We start from the raw sequence: 16,846 nt of genomic DNA, 5'->3' as shown, positions 1-16,846 counted from the left end.
CAGGCAGGCCGCCTCCTGCTGGCCGGCCGAGACCCGCTGGCCGCCCGAAGCCTGCCAGCCACCCCAAGCCTGCCAGCCACCCCAAGCCTGCTGGCCGGCCGAGACTCGGCGGACGGCTGAAGCCAGCAGGCCGACTGACGCCCACAGGCCGACTGACGCCCACAGGCCGACTGCGACCCGCCGAGCGGCTGAAGCCCTCCGGTCGCCGTGCCCTCATCGCCGCGACGCTGTGCCTGGTCGCCGGGTTCGCCGTTGGCGCGGCCCGGGCGGCACCGGTCTGGAACGGACCGGTCACGACCTTCGCGGCGGCGGGCGCGCACGTCGAGCTGGACGGCGTCGTCGCGCGCGATCCGGTCGTGCGGCGCGGCGGCCCGGCCGGCGAGGAGGCCGTTGCCACCGAGTACGTCGTCGGCCGCCTGCGGGTCGACCACGTCACCGGCCGCGGCCGCGCGCATGACGTCTCCGTGCCGGTGCTGCTGGTCAGCGGCGACGTCGCCTGGGCCGACCTGCTGCCGGGCCAGCGCGTCAGCGTCGCCGGACGGCTCGAGCCCACCGACCGTCCGCGCGACGACGTCGCCGCCGTGTTCCGCCCGTATGCCGGGCCCGACGAACGCACGACCGGCCCGCCGAGCGTCGCCAGCCGCGCGACCGAGCCGTTTCGCGCCGGCCTCCGCGAGGCCGTCGGCGGCGTGCCGCCCGATCCGCGCGGCCTGGTGCCGGGCCTGGTCATCGGCGACGAGTCGCTGCTCGCCGACGACCTGCGCGAGGCCATGACGATCGCCGGCCTGACGCACCTGACCGCGGTGTCCGGGACGAACGTCGCGATCGTGCTGGTGGTCGCGCTCGCGCTGGCGCGCTGGCTGCGTGTGCGCGGCTACGTGCTGCCGGTCGTCGGCGTGGCGTGCGTCGTCGGATTCGTGCTGCTCGCGCGGCCGGAGCCGAGCGTCCTGCGGGCCGCGGCGATGGGTCTGGTCGCCGTGGTCGGGCTGACGGTGGCCGGGCGGCGGCGCGGGCTGCCGACGCTGGCCGCCGCGGTCATCGTGCTGGTGCTGCTCGATCCGTGGCTGGCCCGTAGCGCCGGATTCGCGCTGTCCGTGCTGGCCACGGCCGGGATCCTGCTGCTGGTGCCCGCGTGGACACGGTCGCTGGCGTGGCTGCCGCGGCCGTTGGCGGTCGCCGTTGCCGTGCCGCTGGCCGCGCAGGTCGCCTGCACACCCATCGTGCTCGGCCTGTCGGGACAGCTCAGCCTGGCGGCGGTGCCGGCCAACCTGCTCGCCGCCCCGGCCGTGGCGCCGGCGACGGTGCTCGGCGCGGCCGCGGCGGTGCTGAGCCCGGTCCTGCCACCGGTCGCGACGGGGTGCGCGTGGCTGGCGGCGCTCCCGGCATGGTGGATCGCCGCCGTCGCGAGGTGGTTCGCCGACCAGCCCGGCGCCGTCGTCCCCTGGCCGCCGGGCACGGGTGGCGTGGTCGCGGGCGTCGTGCTGGCGGCGATCGGTCTGGTCGCGCTGCCGATGCTGCTGCGCCGTCCACTGGTCACCGCGGTGGCCGGCATGGTGCTGGCGATCGGACTGCTGAAGGCGGTACCGACGCCGGGCTGGCCGCCGCCCGGCTGGTTGGTGGTCGCGTGCGACGTGGGTCAGGGCGACGCGCTCGTGCTGCGGGCCGGCGACCGGTCCGCCGTCGTCGTCGACACCGGGCCGGAGCCGCGGCTGGTGCGGCGCTGCCTCGACGGCCTCGGCGTGCGGCAGGTGCCGGTGCTGATCCTCACCCACTTCCATGCCGATCACGTCGGCGGGCTCGACGGCGTCCTGACCGGCCGCGATGTCGGCCGCGTGCTCGTGTCGCCGCTCGGTGACCCGCCCGAGTCGGCCTACGGCGTGCGGCGACGGCTCGCCGAGGCGGGCGTCCCGGCGTCGGTGCCGCGGACCGGCGACCTGATCCAGGTAGGGGAGCGGCTCCGGCTGGACGTGCTGGGGCCGGGCCGGCTGGTGGAGTCGTCGGAGTCCGAGTCCAACAACGCCAGCATCGTCGTCGAGGCGGACGTCGACGGCGTCAGCGTGCTGCTGACCGGCGACATCGAACCGTCGGCGCAACGATCGCTGCTGCGTTCCGAGCCTGGACTCGACACCGACGTGCTCAAGGTCGCTCACCACGGCTCGCCGCACCAGGACGCCGGCCTGCTCGCGGGCGTCGATGCGCGGGTCGCGCTGATCAGCGTGGGTGAGAACACCTATGGCCACCCGTCCCCGCGGGTGCTCGACGCGCTGCGGGCGAGCGGCGTCCGGGTCTACCGCACCGACGAGCACGGCAGCGTCGCCGTCGTCCGCACCCGCACCGACGGGCTCGGCGTGGTCACCGGCGGCCCACGAGCCGGACCGGCGCCACGGCGTTCGTCCCGCAGGACCGGGGCGCCGTCCGGCGGGTTGCGGCGCTCGGTCCATGGTCCGGGAGGTCCGGGGCGGGTGACGGGGCGTCCGGCGCGGGTGACGGGGTTTCCGGCGCGGGCGCGGGGACGTTGTCGGTGCGACGTGTCATGCTGTGTGGCGACATGGCTGCGCTATCGACCGACCCCCTCGTCCCGGTCACTCTCGTCTTCGGCCCGGAGGCGTTGCTGGCCGAACGCGCCGCGGGCGCGGTCGTGCGGGCAGCGCGCGCCGCCGATGCCGATGCCGACGTGTCGCAGGTGTCCGGCTCCGAGCTGACCGCCGGGGCCCTCGCCGAGCACGTCAGCCCGTCGCTGTTCGCCACGAGCCGGGTGCTGCTGGTCAACGACGTCCAGGACGTCAGCGAACCGGTCGGCGACCTGCTGGTGGGTTACGTGACCACGCCCATCGAGGGCATCCACGTGGTGCTGGTGCATCCCGGTGGCGTCAAGGGCAAGAAGCTGCTCACGGCGTTGCGCAAGGCCGGCGTCCACGAGGTGCCGGCCGAGCGGCTGACCCGCCCCGACGACCAGGTCTCGTTCGTGCGGGCCGAGGTACGCCGGCAGGGCGGCCGCATCGACGAGTCTGCCGCGCGGCAGCTGGTCGAGTCCGTCGGCGCCGACCTGCGCGGGCTGGCCTCGGCGGCCGGCCAGCTGGCGGTCGACGCGCCGGACGGTCAGGTCACCAGCCAGGTGGTCGCGATGTACTTCGAGGGCCGCGCCGAGGTGAAGGGCTGGGTCGTCGCCGACCGCGCCGTCGAGGGCAGGACCGGCGAGGCGGTCGAGCAGCTGCGCTGGGCGCTCGAGACCGGGACCGACCCGGTGCTGGTCACGGGTGCGCTGGCGACCTCGCTGCGGTCCCTGGCCCGGCTGGCCGGTGCGCCGCGCGGCATGCGCGACGCCGACGTCGCTCGTGACCTGGGGATCCCGCCGTGGAAGATCCGGGTGCTGCGTGGCCAGCTGCGCGGCTGGACGCCGACAGGGCTGGCGCGCGCCGTCCGCGCCGTCGCCGTCGCCGACCTCGCGGTCAAGGGCGGCGGCAACGATGCGACGCTCGCGCTCACGACCGCGCTGGTCGCCATCGGGACCGCGCGCGCTGCCTGAGCGGTGTGGATGGTGGCTGCCGCCCTGGCGACAGCAACGCCGCCCAGCAATGCGGCCGCCACCAACAGTGCGACGGCGTCGCGGGAACGATGCGCGGTCTCTGCCGCCAGGGCCACGCCGAGGTCACACCTCGACCAGCCGGCGCGGGCCGCGCGACCCGTGCCGGAGCCACTGACTCTCATCAGCAGGTTCGGGTGCCGAGTCTGGACGCACGACGACGGCGTCGTCCTCCGCGTGGGAGGACGACGCCGTCGTGCGAGTCGAAGCCGTCCTGCGGGAGGCCGAACGCGATGCGGCCGCCGCAGGGCATGAGCCTCAGATCGAGGCGGCCCGCTTCGAGATCGAGGACTTGCGGTTGGCCGCCTGGTTCTTGTGGATGACGCCCTTGGAGGCGGCCTTGTCGAGCTGCCGGTTGGCGGCGCGAGCAGCCTCGGTGGCCTTCTCGGTCTCGCCGGCGTCGGCGGCCTCGTGGAACCTGCGGATGGCCGTCTTCAGCGACGACTTCACGGCCTTGTTGCGCAGCCGCGCCTTCTCGTTGGTGAGAATCCGCTTCTTCTGGGACTTGATGTTCGCCACGAACTGATGCCTTTGGTCGGTTCGGATAGGTCGTGAGGGCGTCGGCCTCGTCCGGGACACGCGTCGGTGGGGAACCGTCGCGGCGGCAAGGAGTTGGCCGGGCGCGTCAACGACCTGGGCCGACGCGCAGCGGCCAACAATACCAGCGCGGCGGCTCACCAGCCAATTCGGCGCCTCCCCGGTCGGCCGCGACGCACCTCCGTCCAGCCGGCGGACGACGAGACGGGGCTCAGCTCCACCCGTACCGGTCGCCCAGCGCGCCGATCACCGGGTCGAACTGGTCGCGGCCGAGCGCCGCAGCCTCGCGCCGCATGCCGTCGGGGTGGACGCGCAGGACCCGGCTGATGTCGACCCAGGACGGACGGTGCTCGCCGTCCCAGCGGCCGGAGCCGACGCCGACCCAGTCGCGCTCGCCGTCGTGGTTCTTGCTGGTCAGCTGAACGGCGAGCACTGTGCCGCCGGGCTCGCGCGCGACGATGAGGACGGGGCGGTCCTTGCCGCGGCCGTCGTTCTCCTCGTACGGGACCCAGGTCCAGACGATCTCCCCGGGGTCGGGGTCGCCGTCGGTGCTCGGGTTGTACGACGTGTGGACCTCGCCGACGGAGTGCGCCTCCGTGGTCGCGTTCCGGCCGAACTGGCCGGGCGACTCCTCGCCCTGGTCGTCTCCGTCCCGGTGGTCTCGGCGTGGGGCCGGACGATCGGCGGGACGAGTGGACGGGCGGGCCGGGCGGTCGTCGTTGCGGTCGGACCGTCGCTTCGGCGGGGTCAGCAGCGTGCGCACGAGGTCGCGGAGGAATCGGGCCACGTCGGCACTGTAGCGCCGCGGCCCGCCGCAGGCCCGCCGTTCGCCGACGACCGTGCGGCCGACGAACGCGCGTCCGGCCCAGCAGCCGAGGCGCTCAGCCGTTGCCGGTGCGGTCCGGCTCGCCGGGCGGGGGCAGGTCGTCAGCCGGCGGCGACGGCGGGCGGCCGCGGCGGGGGAGCGGGCCGGCGTCCTTGGGCTCCCGTCCGGCCGCCCGCAGCGCGTTCCGCAGCACCAGCTCGACCTGCGCGTTGACGCTGCGGAACTCGTCCTGCGCCCAGTGGGTCAGCGCCTCGTGGACGGCCGGGTCGAGGCGCAGCAGGACGGCGTGCCGCTCGCGCCGCCGCACCGGGTGGGCGCCGTCGGGCTCGGATTCGATCACGGCGATCGGGTGTCGAGGCTTGCCCCGCCGCTGTCGGCGGCGCCGGGTGCCGCCGGGCCGACGCGGTCGCCGACGCCGGGAGCGTCGCCGCCGTTCCCGTCGTCGCTGGGGCGGTCGTCGCTGGGACGGGCGCCGGGGCCGTGGCCGGGAGTGTCGCTGCCGTACCCGGCGTCGCTGTCGACTAGGCCGCGCGAGGGGTCGCCGGGTGGGGCGGTGGGGGCCTCGCTCATGGTCCTCCAGGTGTCACGGCAGCGGGCAGCCAACCAGATAGCTAAGTGATATCACTTTTCTGGCGCGCCCGCATGGCCGACCATGGGATGATGTCTGGTGCGGGCGGGACACCCCGTCCACGCCGAGAACGCCCAGAGAGCGTCCCGAACGACCACCCCGAAGCCCCGAGGAAACTGCGTGCCAGTCAGCGAGAACGCGCCGGTGCCATCGGCGACCCCGCCGGAGCTGATCCGGAACTTCTGCATCATCGCCCACATCGACCACGGCAAGTCGACGCTGGCCGATCGGATGCTGCAGTTGACGGGCGTCGTCGACGATCGGTCGATGCGCGCGCAGTACCTCGACCGCATGGACATCGAGCGCGAGCGCGGCATCACCATCAAGAGCCAGGCGGTCCGGCTGCCGTTCACGTCCCAGAAGGCCGGGACGACGTACGCGCTCAACCTCATCGACACCCCCGGGCACGTCGACTTCTCCTACGAGGTCAGCCGCAGCCTGGCCGCGTGCGAGGGCGCGGTGCTGCTGGTCGACGCCGCGCAGGGGATCGAGGCGCAGACGCTGGCGAACCTGTACATGGCGCTGGAGAACGACCTCGCGATCATCCCGGTGCTGAACAAGATCGACCTGCCGGCGGCGCAGCCGGAGAAGTACGCCGCGGAGCTGGCCCACCTCATCGGCGGCGACCCTGAGGACGTCCTGCGGGTGAGCGGCAAGACCGGAGAGGGCGTCCTCGAGCTGCTGGAGCGCGTGGTGGCCGAGGTGCCGGCGCCGGTGGGCGACGCGGACGCCCCGGCCCGCGCCATGATCTTCGACAGCGTCTACGACTCCTACCGCGGCGTCGTCACCTACGTCCGCGTCATCGACGGCAAGCTGACGCCGCGCGAGCGCATCCTCATGCTGTCGACGCGGGCCACGCACGAGTTGCTCGAGATCGGCGTCATCTCGCCGGAGATGCAGCCCGGCGGCGGGCTCGGCGTCGGCGAGGTCGGCTACCTGATCACCGGTGTGAAGGACGTCCGCCAGTCGAAGGTCGGCGACACCGTCACCGACGCCGCCAAGCCCACCACCACGGCGCTGTCCGGCTACCGCGACCCCAAGCCGATGGTGTTCTCCGGGCTCTATCCGGTCGACGGCTCGGACTATCCGGACCTGCGCGAGGCGCTCGACAAGCTCAAGCTCAACGACGCCGCCCTGGTGTACGAGCCGGAGACGTCGGTGGCGCTGGGCTTCGGCTTCCGCTGCGGCTTCCTCGGCCTGCTGCACCTCGAGATCGTCCGCGAGCGGCTGGAGCGCGAGTCCGGCCTCGACCTCATCTCGACGGCGCCGAACGTCGTCTACCAAGTCACCATGGAGGACGGCACCGAGTACATCGTGACCAACCCCAGCGAGTTCCCGTCCGGCAAGATCGCGTCGGTGCGCGAGCCGGTGGTGCGGGCGACGCTGCTGGCGCCGAGCGAGTTCGTCGGCACCATCATGGAGCTGTGTCAGGCCCGCCGCGGCACAATGCTCGGCATGGACTACCTGTCCGAGGACCGCGTCGAGCTGCGCTACACCATGCCGCTGGCCGAGATCGTGTTCGACTTCTTCGACGCGCTCAAGTCGCGCACCCGCGGCTACGCCAGCCTCGACTACGAGCCCACCGGCGACCAGGAGGCCGACCTCGTCAAGGTCGACATCCTGCTGCACGGCGACCCCGTCGACGCGTTCAGCGCCATCGTCCACAAGGACAAGGCGTACGCGTACGGCGTCGCCATGGCGGGCAAGCTCAAGGATCTCATCCCGCGGCAGCAGTTCGAGGTGCCCATCCAGGCCGCCATCGGCGCCCGCGTCATCGCCCGCGAGAACATCCGCGCCATCCGCAAGGACGTCCTGGCCAAGTGCTACGGCGGCGACATCACGCGGAAGCGGAAGCTGCTGGAGAAGCAGAAAGAGGGCAAGAAGCGGATGAAGATGGTCGGCCGGGTCGAGGTGCCGCAGGAGGCGTTCATCGCGGCGCTCTCGTCCGACGGCGGCGGCTCGTCCTCGAGCTAGCCGACTGGCGGCCCGGGCGGAAAGCCGAGGTGGGCCAGCGCCTGCCGCAGCACGATGCCGTGCCCGCCCAGCATCTCCTTCTGGACGGCGTCGTCGGCGGCCTCCTGCGGCGACAGCCAGCTGAGGTCCAGCGCGTCCTGCTGGGGCGCGCAATCGCCGGTCACGGGGATGACGAACGCCAGCGCGACGGCGTGCTGGCGCGGGTCGTGGTAGGACGTGACGCCTGGCGTCGGCAGGTACTCGGCGACGGTGAACGGCACCGGCGACACCGGGATGCGCGGCAGCGCCAGCGGGCCGAGGTCCTTCTCGATGTGCCGCAGTAGCGCATCGCGGACGCGCTCGTGGAACAGCACCCGTCCGGCCACCACCTCGCGCCGGATCTCGCCCTCGGGCGTCGACCGCAGCAGCAGGCCGACCGCCGTCGTGACGCCGGTGTCGTCGACCCGCACGGGAACCGCGTTGACGTACAGGATCGGGAGCCGACGACGCGCGGCCGCCAGCTCGTCGGGGGTGAGCCAGTTCTCGTGGGAGTCGACGGCGGTGTCCATGGGACTGTTCTACACAGTCTTGGTGACGACGCGCCGACGAGCACGCGAGATGTGACCGACGACCGGTTCGGCAACCCTCTTGACACGTGTCCGCAACGTCCCTAAATTCATCGGTCATACGTAGGAGCGCATCGGCGTATTTTTTTCGGACGTGCGCTCATACGTATGCGCAGTCATCGTTGGAACCCAGCTGGGAGTCCTGACATGCGAACCACGAGACGTGACCTCTGGGCCGGCGGCGCCATGCGAGCGGCCGCAGTCCTCCGCGCGGTTCTGACCGGCCGGCCGGGTGCTGGGCGGGACGGCGCCGCCGTCAGCGAGGCGGGCGGTACCCGCAGCGCGCGCGACGCCCACGGCACCCGCAGCGCCCCCGTCACCCGAGGCAGCACGTGGCGGGCCGCGGCGGCCGCGGTGCTGGCGCTCGGCCTCACGGCCGCGTGCACCGCCGGCACCACCAACCAGAGTGGCGGCGAGAACAGCGGCGGCGGCACGGTCATCTACGGCAAGACCGACGGCGGCACGACGTTCGTGCGGAACTACAACGTGATGGGGCCGGCCACCGACAAGGCGCCGCATCCGGAGATGATCTACGAACAGCTCCTGCGCATCGACTACGGCAATGGCGCGGCGATCGAACCGTGGCTGGCCGAGAGCTGGGAGTTCAACGAGGACGGCACCCGGTTGACGATGACGCTGCGCGACGACGTCACGTTCTCCGACGGCGAGAAGTTCACCGCCGACGACGTCGTCTACAGCCTGAGCCTGCCGCTGGAGAAGCCGGAGTTCAGCATCGCCGGCGTCACGTACACGGCGGTGGAGAAGGTCGACGACACGACGGTGGAGGTGACGTTCGCCGTGCCGTCGTTCGCCACGCTCAAGCAGTTCGCCACCGTCCTGCTGCCGATGGTCCCGGAACACATCTGGAACGCGGAGGACCTCAACACGTGGACCAACCCGGACCCGATCGGGACCGGCCCGTTCACGCTCGGCGACTTCAAGCCGCAGCAGGTGACGCTCCAGGCGCGCGACGACTACTGGGGCGGCGAGCTGCCGATGGACACCTTCAAGATCATCCCGACCGGCGAGGCGCTGAAGGCGCAACTGCTGCGCGGCGAGGTCGACCTCGGCACGGCGTCGTGGGCGAACGGCGAGGAGGAGTACGTCGCCGAAGACCCCGAACGGCATCTCTACCAGCTGTACTCCAACGGCGGCGCCATGTCGTTGCTGTTCAACACCGCCAAGCCGCCGTTCGACGACGTGCATGTGCGGCGCGCGCTGTCGATGACGATCGATCGGACGGCGGTCGTCACCACGCTGCAGCGGCCCGGCAGCGAGGCCGCTCCGACCGGACTGTCCGAGCAGCTCTACGCCGAATGGATCAGCCCGGAGCATCTCGAGGTGCAGCCGGTGGCGGCCGATGACGCGCTGGCCGAACTCGCGGCCGGCGGCTGGACGGTCGAGGACGGCGCGCTGGTGAAGGACGGCCAGAGCTACCCGCTGACGATCCTGTTCAACGCCGACTGGGGCTGGGGCAGCTACGCGGACATCCTGATCAACACCTGGCGCGACACGCTGGGCCTGGAGGTCCAGCCCGCGGGGCAGCCGAACGCCGGCTACTACGACCAGCAGAGCACGGGCACGTTCGACATGGTCGCCGCGACCACCGGCGGCGCGGGCGTCTACGGCGTCTACAACTTCCTGAGCAGCTCCTTCGTGATGCCGATCGGCGAGTCGGCGTCGCTCAACGCGGGCCGGTGGAACGACCCGGAGACCGACGAGATCATCACGGCGATGGAGCGCACCGAGGACGTCGAGGAGCTGAAGGCGCTCGGGCAGCAGCTGCAGGACATCGTCGTCGACGAGGTGCCGTTCAGCCCCATCTACAACAACTACTGGTTCATCGACATCAACGCGACCCGGTGGACGAACTGGCCGACGCCGGAGTCGTTCGACCACATCCCGTTCATCGGCCTCGGCCCGGATCTGACGCTGACCCTGCTCGACCTCGAGCCGACCGGCGAGAGCTGAGCCCCGCGGGGCGCGTCCAGCGGCCCCGGACGCGCCCCGCGGCCAGCGACCCCGCAGCACCCACGAGAGGAGGGACACCATGGCCACCACCCTGACCAGCGCGGACCAGCCGGCGACGCGGACGACCGCGCCGAGAGCGCGCCGCCGCTGGGGCTTCCTCGCCCGCAGGCTCGGCTTCTACGCCGTCGCCGCCGCGGCCGCGATCGTGCTGAACTTCCTGCTCCCGCGGCTGATGCCGGGCGACCCGTCGTCGGCGATCGTGGAGGAGCTGGAACGGGTCAGCGGGCAGCAGGTGCCGCCGGAGACGCTGGAGTCGATCCGGGCGATCTTCGGCGACCCGGGCCAGAACCTGGGCGAGCAGTTCGTCAGCTACCTCGGCCAGCTGGCGCACCTGGACCTCGGCGTGTCGATCGTCAACTTCCCGGTCCCGGTCAGTGATCTCGTGTGGCAGGCGCTGCCGTGGACGCTGCTGCTGGTCGGCGTGACGACGGTGCTGGCGTTCGTCGTCGGCACCGGGCTGGGCGTGCTGGCCGGCTGGAAGGCGGGCAGCCGCTTCGACGCCGTCGTGACGCCGCTGACGACCTTCTTGTCGTCGGTGCCGTACTTCTGGGTGGCGCTGCTGGCGCTGTGGGTGTTCGGGTTCCTGCTCGGCTGGTTCCCGCTCTCCGGCGGCTACGACCCGAACCTCACCGAGGGTCTGAACCTGCCGTTCCTGGCCAGCGTGCTGCACTACGGCGCGCTGCCGGCGATGACGATCGTGTTCTCCGCGTTCGGCGGCTGGCTGCTGGGCATGCGCAACATGATGGTGACGACGGTGCGCGAGGACTACGTGCTGCTGGCGCAGGCCAAGGGGCTGGCGCCGGGCCGGGTGATGCTGCGCTATGCCGCCCGCAACGCGATGCTGCCGAGCTTCACCGGGTTCGCGATGGCGCTGGGCGGCGTCGTCGGCGGGGCGCTGCTGACCGAGATCGTGTTCAGCTATCCGGGCATCGGCTACCTCATGTACGAGGCGCTGCAGAAGCGCGACTACCCGATGATGCAGGGCGTCTTCCTGCTGATCACGCTGGCGGTGCTGGTGGCGAACCTGGTGGCCGACTCGGTGTACGTGCTGCTCGATCCGCGCATCCGGGAACAGGGGTGACGGGCCGTGCGTGCTGACCTGCTGCGTGGCTGGAAGGTCCGGTTCGGGCTGGCCGTCCTCGCCTTCTTCGTGCTGCTGGCGATCTTCGGCCCGTGGATCAACGAGTACGTGCTCGGCATCGACCCGCGGGCCAACGACCTCGAGGCGATCTCGGCGCCGCCGAGCGCGGACCACCTGCTGGGCACCACCCAGTTCGGCCAGGACGTGCTGGCGCAGACCATTGCCGGCGCTCGCGGGTCGATGTTCGTCGGGTTCCTCGCGGCGACCATCGGGACGCTGATCGCGGTGCTGGTCGGTGTGCCGGCCGGGTACTTCCGCGGCGGCGTCGACAACGGGCTGAACTTCCTCACGAACCTGTTCCTGGTGATGCCGGTGCTGCCGCTGATCCTCATCGTCGCCGGCTACATGCAGGGCACCGGGCTGTGGATGATCGCGCTGATCGTCGGCCTGTTCGGCTGGTCCGGCGGCGCCCGGACGCTGCGGGCGCAGGCGTTGAGCGTCAGCAGCCGCGACTTCGTGCTGGCGATGCGGATGCTCGGCGAGCCGCACCGGCGGCTGATCTTCTTCGAGGTGCTGCCGCATCTGACCGGCTGGATCGCGGCGATGTTCCTGCACGGCATCATCGGCGGCGTCATGGCCGAGGCCGGGCTGGCCTTCCTCGGCATCTCCGACTCCGGCGCGATCAGCTGGGGCACCATGATCCAGGCGGCGCAGCAGCAGAGCGCGGTGCTGCGCGGCTTCTGGTGGTGGTTCGTGCCGCCGGGACTCTGCATCGCCCTCATCGGCACCGCCGCGACGCTGGTGAACTTCGGCGTCGACGAGCTGTCCAACCCGAAGCTGCGGCAGGCCCGGCGCTCGGTGGTCAAGCGGACGAAGACGCTGCGCGCGGCGGGGAGTGAGGCGTGATGACCGAGACCCTGCCGGGCACCGCGACGGATCCGGCGGCCGCGCCGCGGGACGTCGTGCTGGACGTCCGCGGCCTGGACGTCGAGTACGCCACCGGCGACGACCCGGTCCGGGCCTGCGTCGACGTGTCGTTCACGCTGCACCGCGGCGAGATCCTCGGCGTGGCCGGCGAGTCCGGCTCGGGCAAGTCGACGCTGATCACGGCGTTGACGCGGCTGCAGCGCCCGCCGGCGGTCACGTCGGCCGGACAGTTGCTCTACCACCCGCGCGACGGCGGGCCGCCGGTCGACCTGGTGACGCTGTCCGGGCGCGAGCTGCGCCGGCTGCGCTGGACGACGTTGTCGATCGTGCTGCAGAGCGCCATGGACGCGCTCAATCCGGTGATGCGGGTCGGCGCGCAGTTCGTCGACGCGCTGCGGACGCACGACCGGCGGCTGGACAAGGGCGCCGCGTGGGAACGGGCGGCCGAGCTGCTCGGCATGGTCGGTGTCTCAGCCGACCGTGCGCGTGCCTACCCGCACGAACTCTCCGGCGGCATGCGGCAGCGGGCCAGCATCGCGCTCGCGTTGGCCTGCCGGCCGGATCTGGTGGTGATGGACGAGCCGACGACGGCCGTCGACGTCGTCATGCAGCGGCAGATCCTGGCGCAGGTGCTGCGGCTGCGGCGCGAGCTCGGCTTCGCCGTCGTGTTCGTGACGCACGACCTGTCGCTGCTGCTGGAGCTGGCCGACCGGGTCGCGATCATGTACGCCGGGCGCATCGTCGAACTGGGCACGTCGGCGTCGCTGTACGCCGAGCCGCGGCATCCGTACACCCGTGGGCTGCGCGACTCGTTCCCGCCGCTGCGGGCGCCGCTGCGCCGGCTCACCGGCATCACCGGCAGCCCGCCGGACCTGCGCCGCCCGCCGTCCGGCTGCCCGTTTCACCCGCGCTGTGGGCAGCGGTTCGACGGCTGCGACGAGCGGCTGCCGGTCCTGCGCGACATCGGCGGCAACGACGTCGCCTGCCACCTCTACCCGGAAGGGAGCTGACTGTCATGGCACCGGTGCTCGAGGCGCGGGACGTGTCCAAGCACTTCACGGTACGCAGCGCGGTGGGCAGCACGTCGGTCGTCCGGGCGGTCGAGGACGCGACAGTCGCGCTGGAACCGGGCGAGATCGTCGCGCTGGTGGGCGAGAGCGGCAGCGGCAAGACCACGCTGGCCCGGCTGCTGGCCCGGTTCTACGAGCCGACCACCGGCGAGATCCGGCTCGACGGCGCGCCCGCGAACGGCGCCACCCGCGCCTACCACCGCGACGTCCAGCTGATCTTCCAGGACCCGTTCGGCTCGCTGAACCCGCTGCACCGGGTCCGCTACAACCTGGAGCGGGCGCTGCGGCTGCACCACGGCGTCCGCGACAAGGCCGAGCGCAACCGGCGGGTCGAGGAGCTGCTGGAACGGGTCAGCCTGACGCCGGTGGAGCAGTTCATCGACAAGTTCCCGCACGAGCTGTCCGGCGGCCAGCGGCAGCGGGTCGTCATCGCCCGGGCGCTCGCCGTCGAGCCGAAGGTGCTGCTCGGCGACGAGCCGATCTCGATGCTGGACGTGTCGATCCGGCTGGAGATGCTCAACCTGCTGAACCGGCTGCGGACGGAGGACGGACTGGCGCTGCTCTACATCACCCACGACATCGCCAGCGCCCGCTACCTGTGCGACCGGATCGTGGTGATGTACGCGGGCCGCATGGTCGAGGGCGGGCCGAAGGAGGACGTCATCGCGAACCCACGGCACCCGTACACGCGGCTGCTGATCGAATCGTCGCCCGACCCGGCGCGGGCGGTGGACGACCGGGCCGAGCTGTTCGGCGCCGAGGCCGGCGAGCTGGGCGAGCCGCCCAGCCTCATCGACCCGCCGGCCGGCTGCCGGTTCCACCCGCGCTGCCCGTTCGCGATGGACGTCTGCCGCACCGAGGCGCCGCCCCGGACGGAGTTCCCGAACGGGCAGTGGACGCACTGCTGGCTGCACGAGGATGAGGGGGAAGGGTGACGACGCAACGACGAGAGCGGGCGCCGCGCCAGGCCGATGTCGCCAGGCTGGCGGGGGTGTCGCAGTCCGCGGTGTCGCGGGTGATCGGCGGCGACCCGGAGGCGGCCGCGCGGATCCCGGAGGACACCCGGCGGCGCATCCTCGAGGCGGTCAAGGAGCTCGGCTACGTGCCGAACCTGTCCGCCCGCAGGCTGCGCAACAAGACCAACCGGCTGCTCGGCGTGCACACCTTCGAGCCGGTGTTCCCGCACGCGCGGGAGAGCTTCTACTTCGAGTTCCTGCTCGGCATCGAGGAGCGGGCCGAGGAGATCGGCTACGACCTCGTGCTGTTCACGTCGACGGGGGCCAGCGACGGCCGCCGCCGGGTGTACCGCGACGGGACCAACCGGCTCAACGTCGCCGACGGCTCGGTCCTGCTCGGTGTCGCGACGGACAAGGCCGACCTCGCCCGGCTGTGGCAGGAGGGTTACCCGTTCATCCACATCGGCCGCCGCGACGTGCCCGGCGCGGACATCCCGTGCGTCGTCCCGGACTACTTCGGCATTACCGGCGACATCGCCGGCCGGCTCGCCGCGCTCGGCCACCGCCACGTCGCCTACCTGCGCGAAGACCTGGAGCTGGAGCCGTACGAGGACCGCCGCCGCGGCTACGCCGACGCCGTCGAGCGGCTCGGGCTGACCGACCGGTCGCCGGGGTTCCGCGGCGTGCCCGGCCTGGACGACGCCTGGCTGGACGAGCTGGCCCGCGGCCCGGAGACGGCGGTCGTCGCCGAGAGCGAGCGGCTGGCCGAGGCGCTGCGGCACGGGCTGCGCGAGCGCGGACGGGACGTCCCCGCCGACGTGTCGGTCGTGGTGCTGGAGGGCATCGGGCCGGACGCCTCGCTGCGCTGGGAGCACCTGGACATCCCGCGCAAGGAGATCGGCCGCACCGCCATCGACGCCCTGGTCGCCATCGTCGACGACCCGGACGCGCGGAACGAGAGCATCGTCGTCCCCTGCTCGATCGTCGACGGCGACTCGACCGCGCCCCCCGCACCGAAGGAGTCCGCACCGCATGCATGAACTGCAGACCGACGTCCTCGTGGTCGGGGGTGGGCTGGGCGGCGTCGCCGCCGCGCTCGCCGCTGCCCGGCTGGGCCACCGGGTGGTGCTGACGGAGGTGACCGACTGGCTCGGCGGTCAGCTCACCGCGCAGGCCGTGCCGCCGGACGAGCACACGTGGATCGAGACCCCGCACACCGCCGCCGGCTACGCGGACCTGCGGCGACGGGTCCGCGACTACTACCGGCGCAACTACCCGCTGCGGCCGGACGCCGCGGCCGACCCGCTGTTCGATCCCGGCCTGGGCATCGTGAGCCGGTTCTGCCACGAGCCGCGGGTGGCGGTGGCCGTGCTGGACGAGCTGCTGGCGCCGCTGCGCGCGGCCGGCCGGCTCACCGTCCTGCTGGAGCACGAGCCGGTCGCGGCGCACACCAGCGGCGACGAGATCGACGCGGTCACGCTGCGCGACGGCCGCACCGGCGCCGAGGTCACCGTCGGCGCGAGCTACGTCCTCGACGCCACCGAGCTGGGCGACCTGCTGGAACTGGCCGGCGTGGAGCACGTCATCGGCGCGGAGGGCCAGGACACCACCGGCGAGCCACACGCGCCCGCCGTCGCCGACCCACTGGACCAGCAGGCGGTCTCGTGGTGCTTCGCGCTGGACCACCGCCCGGGCGAGGACCACACCGTCGACCGGCCGGCCGGCTACGACCACTGGCGCGACACCGTCGCGCCGTTCTGGCCCGGGCCGCAGCTGTCGTGGCGCGACGTCGTCCCGATCACGCTGCGCGAACGCGAGTGGCGGCTGTTCGAGCCGAACCGCGACGCCGAGGCGCCGTTCTCGCTGTGGCGGTTCCGCCGGGTGCTGGCCCGCGAGCAGCTCACCGGCGTCGACTCGGACGTGACGGTGGTGAACTGGCCGCAGATCGACTACTGGGAGCGGCCGCTGCTGGGCGTTGGGCCGGACGAGCGGGAGGCCGCGCTGGCCGCGAGCCGCGACCTGTCGCTGTCGTTCCTGCACTGGATGCAGACCGAGGCGCCGCGGCCGGACGGCGGCGCCGGCTACCCCGGGCTGCGGCTGCGGCCGGACGTCACCGGCACGCCGGACGGGCTGGCGAAGTCGGCGTACGTCCGCGAGTCGCGGCGCATCCGGGCCGAGTTCACCGTCGTCGAGCAGCACGTCGGCGTCGAGGCCCGGCCGGACGGCGCCGGCAGCGAGGTGTTCGCGGACAGCGTCGGGCTCGGCCGCTACCGCATCGACCTGCACCCGAGCACCGCCGGGCGGACCTACGTCGACATCGAGGCGTACCCGTTCCAGATCCCGCTCGGCGCGCTGATCCCGCAGCGCGTCGACAACCTGCTGCCGGCGAACAAGAACATCGGCACCACTCACATCACCAACGGCTGCTACCGGCTGCACCCGGTCGAGTGGAGCATCGGCGAGGCGGCCGGCGCGCTGGCGGCGTTCTGCCTCAGCCACGGGCTGCCGCCGCGCAAGGTGCGGTCGGACCCGGCGCACCTGGCCGACTTCCAGCGGCTGCTGACCGGGACGCTCGGCGTGACCCTGGCCTGGCCGGACGAGATCCGCACCCACCGCGACTGAAGGGGA

15 protein-coding genes are annotated in these 16,846 nt (G+C 72.6%); 10 read left to right on the top strand and 5 right to left on the bottom strand.

The features are described 5' to 3' along the window. The first annotated feature begins 356 nt into the window (after positions 1–356). On the top strand, positions 357–2,702 hold the full coding sequence (locus tag ACW62_RS35905; protein WP_240477349.1) for a DNA internalization-related competence protein ComEC/Rec2: 2,346 nt from the start codon (positions 357–359) through the stop codon (positions 2,700–2,702). Next, positions 2,639–3,526, top strand: a complete 888-nt coding sequence (gene holA, locus ACW62_RS19910) for a DNA polymerase III subunit delta (RefSeq protein ID WP_420843603.1) — start codon at positions 2,639–2,641, stop codon at positions 3,524–3,526. The genes ACW62_RS35905 and holA overlap by 64 nt, the downstream gene beginning before the upstream one ends. Positions 3,527–3,841: 315 nt before the next feature. Here the strand turns inward: holA and rpsT are convergent, their stop codons facing one another. The 4 genes from rpsT to ACW62_RS19890 all read right to left on the bottom strand — a co-directional run bounded on the left by rpsT (position 3,842) and on the right by ACW62_RS19890 (position 5,516). Further along, positions 3,842–4,102 (bottom strand): 30S ribosomal protein S20, encoded by a 261-nt coding sequence (gene rpsT, locus ACW62_RS19905; RefSeq protein ID WP_053205831.1) that lies wholly within the window; start codon positions 4,100–4,102, stop codon positions 3,842–3,844. A gap of 229 nt (positions 4,103–4,331) precedes the next feature. Further along, complete coding sequence (locus tag ACW62_RS19900; protein ID WP_083459974.1) at positions 4,332–4,871, bottom strand: type II toxin-antitoxin system PemK/MazF family toxin; 540 nt, start codon at positions 4,869–4,871, stop codon at positions 4,332–4,334. 130 nt (positions 4,872–5,001) lie between these two features. Continuing rightward, entirely contained in the window at positions 5,002–5,286 is a 285-nt protein-coding gene (locus tag ACW62_RS19895; protein ID WP_205629480.1) for a type II toxin-antitoxin system antitoxin, read from the bottom strand. Further along, positions 5,283–5,516: a hypothetical protein gene (locus ACW62_RS19890; RefSeq protein WP_053205830.1), complete on the bottom strand. Its 234-nt coding sequence runs from the start codon at positions 5,514–5,516 to the stop codon at positions 5,283–5,285. The genes ACW62_RS19895 and ACW62_RS19890 overlap by 4 nt, the downstream gene beginning before the upstream one ends. A 178-nt stretch (positions 5,517–5,694) precedes the next feature. Here ACW62_RS19890 and lepA point away from each other — a divergent pair, with 178 nt between their 5' ends. Next, positions 5,695–7,548 (top strand): translation elongation factor 4, encoded by a 1,854-nt coding sequence (lepA, locus tag ACW62_RS19885; protein ID WP_053205829.1) that lies wholly within the window; start codon positions 5,695–5,697, stop codon positions 7,546–7,548. On the opposite strand, the gene ACW62_RS19880 is transcribed toward lepA, so the two are convergent. Next, the gene (locus tag ACW62_RS19880; protein ID WP_053205828.1) at positions 7,545–8,096 is read right to left on the bottom strand and encodes an NUDIX hydrolase family protein; all 552 of its coding nucleotides are present in this window, start codon (positions 8,094–8,096) and stop codon (positions 7,545–7,547) included. The genes lepA and ACW62_RS19880 overlap by 4 nt on opposite strands. A 204-nt stretch (positions 8,097–8,300) precedes the next feature. Here ACW62_RS19880 and ACW62_RS19875 point away from each other — a divergent pair, with 204 nt between their 5' ends. The 7 genes from ACW62_RS19875 (at position 8,301) to ACW62_RS19845 (ending at position 16,840) form a co-directional block, all read left to right on the top strand. Further along, on the top strand, positions 8,301–10,124 hold the full coding sequence (locus tag ACW62_RS19875; protein WP_205629479.1) for an ABC transporter substrate-binding protein: 1,824 nt from the start codon (positions 8,301–8,303) through the stop codon (positions 10,122–10,124). A 79-nt stretch (positions 10,125–10,203) separates the two neighbouring features. Next, entirely contained in the window at positions 10,204–11,265 is a 1,062-nt protein-coding gene (locus ACW62_RS19870; protein ID WP_083459951.1) for an ABC transporter permease, read from the top strand. A 6-nt stretch (positions 11,266–11,271) separates the two neighbouring features. Beyond that, positions 11,272–12,171, top strand: coding sequence for an ABC transporter permease (locus ACW62_RS19865; RefSeq protein WP_205629478.1), 900 nt, complete (start codon positions 11,272–11,274; stop codon positions 12,169–12,171). After that, the gene (locus tag ACW62_RS19860; protein ID WP_053205827.1) at positions 12,171–13,202 is read left to right on the top strand and encodes an ABC transporter ATP-binding protein; all 1,032 of its coding nucleotides are present in this window, start codon (positions 12,171–12,173) and stop codon (positions 13,200–13,202) included. Before ACW62_RS19865 ends, ACW62_RS19860 begins: the two co-directional genes overlap by 1 nt. Before the next feature lie 5 nt (positions 13,203–13,207). Next, entirely contained in the window at positions 13,208–14,197 is a 990-nt protein-coding gene (locus ACW62_RS19855; RefSeq protein ID WP_053205826.1) for an ABC transporter ATP-binding protein, read from the top strand. Further along, positions 14,194–15,258 (top strand): LacI family DNA-binding transcriptional regulator, encoded by a 1,065-nt coding sequence (locus ACW62_RS19850; RefSeq protein WP_053205825.1) that lies wholly within the window; start codon positions 14,194–14,196, stop codon positions 15,256–15,258. Before ACW62_RS19855 ends, ACW62_RS19850 begins: the two co-directional genes overlap by 4 nt. After that, entirely contained in the window at positions 15,251–16,840 is a 1,590-nt protein-coding gene (locus ACW62_RS19845) for an FAD-dependent oxidoreductase (RefSeq protein WP_053205824.1), read from the top strand. Before ACW62_RS19850 ends, ACW62_RS19845 begins: the two co-directional genes overlap by 8 nt. Positions 16,841–16,846: the final 6 nt, after the last annotated feature.

This window comes from Jiangella muralis, from assembly GCF_001270745.1.
In the GTDB taxonomy this organism is placed as follows: Bacteria; Actinomycetota; Actinomycetes; order Jiangellales; family Jiangellaceae; genus Jiangella; species Jiangella muralis.
Note: the sequence above shows the minus strand (reverse complement) of the source record. Positions and strands in the feature narration are given on the sequence as shown.

Excerpts from the sequence above, each read along its gene's own strand:
- ACW62_RS19860 (WP_053205827.1), top strand. The coding sequence starts at position 12,171 with ATGACCGAGACCCTGCCGGGCACCGCGACGGATCCGGCGGCCGCGCCG.
- ACW62_RS19880 (WP_053205828.1), bottom strand. The coding sequence starts at position 8,096 with ATGGACACCGCCGTCGACTCCCACGAGAACTGGCTCACCCCCGACGAG.
- ACW62_RS19890 (WP_053205830.1), bottom strand. The coding sequence starts at position 5,516 with ATGAGCGAGGCCCCCACCGCCCCACCCGGCGACCCCTCGCGCGGCCTA.
- ACW62_RS19845 (WP_053205824.1), top strand. The coding sequence starts at position 15,251 with ATGCATGAACTGCAGACCGACGTCCTCGTGGTCGGGGGTGGGCTGGGC.
- ACW62_RS19875 (WP_205629479.1), top strand. The coding sequence starts at position 8,301 with ATGCGAACCACGAGACGTGACCTCTGGGCCGGCGGCGCCATGCGAGCG.
- ACW62_RS19855 (WP_053205826.1), top strand. The coding sequence starts at position 13,208 with ATGGCACCGGTGCTCGAGGCGCGGGACGTGTCCAAGCACTTCACGGTA.
- ACW62_RS19870 (WP_083459951.1), top strand. The coding sequence starts at position 10,204 with ATGGCCACCACCCTGACCAGCGCGGACCAGCCGGCGACGCGGACGACC.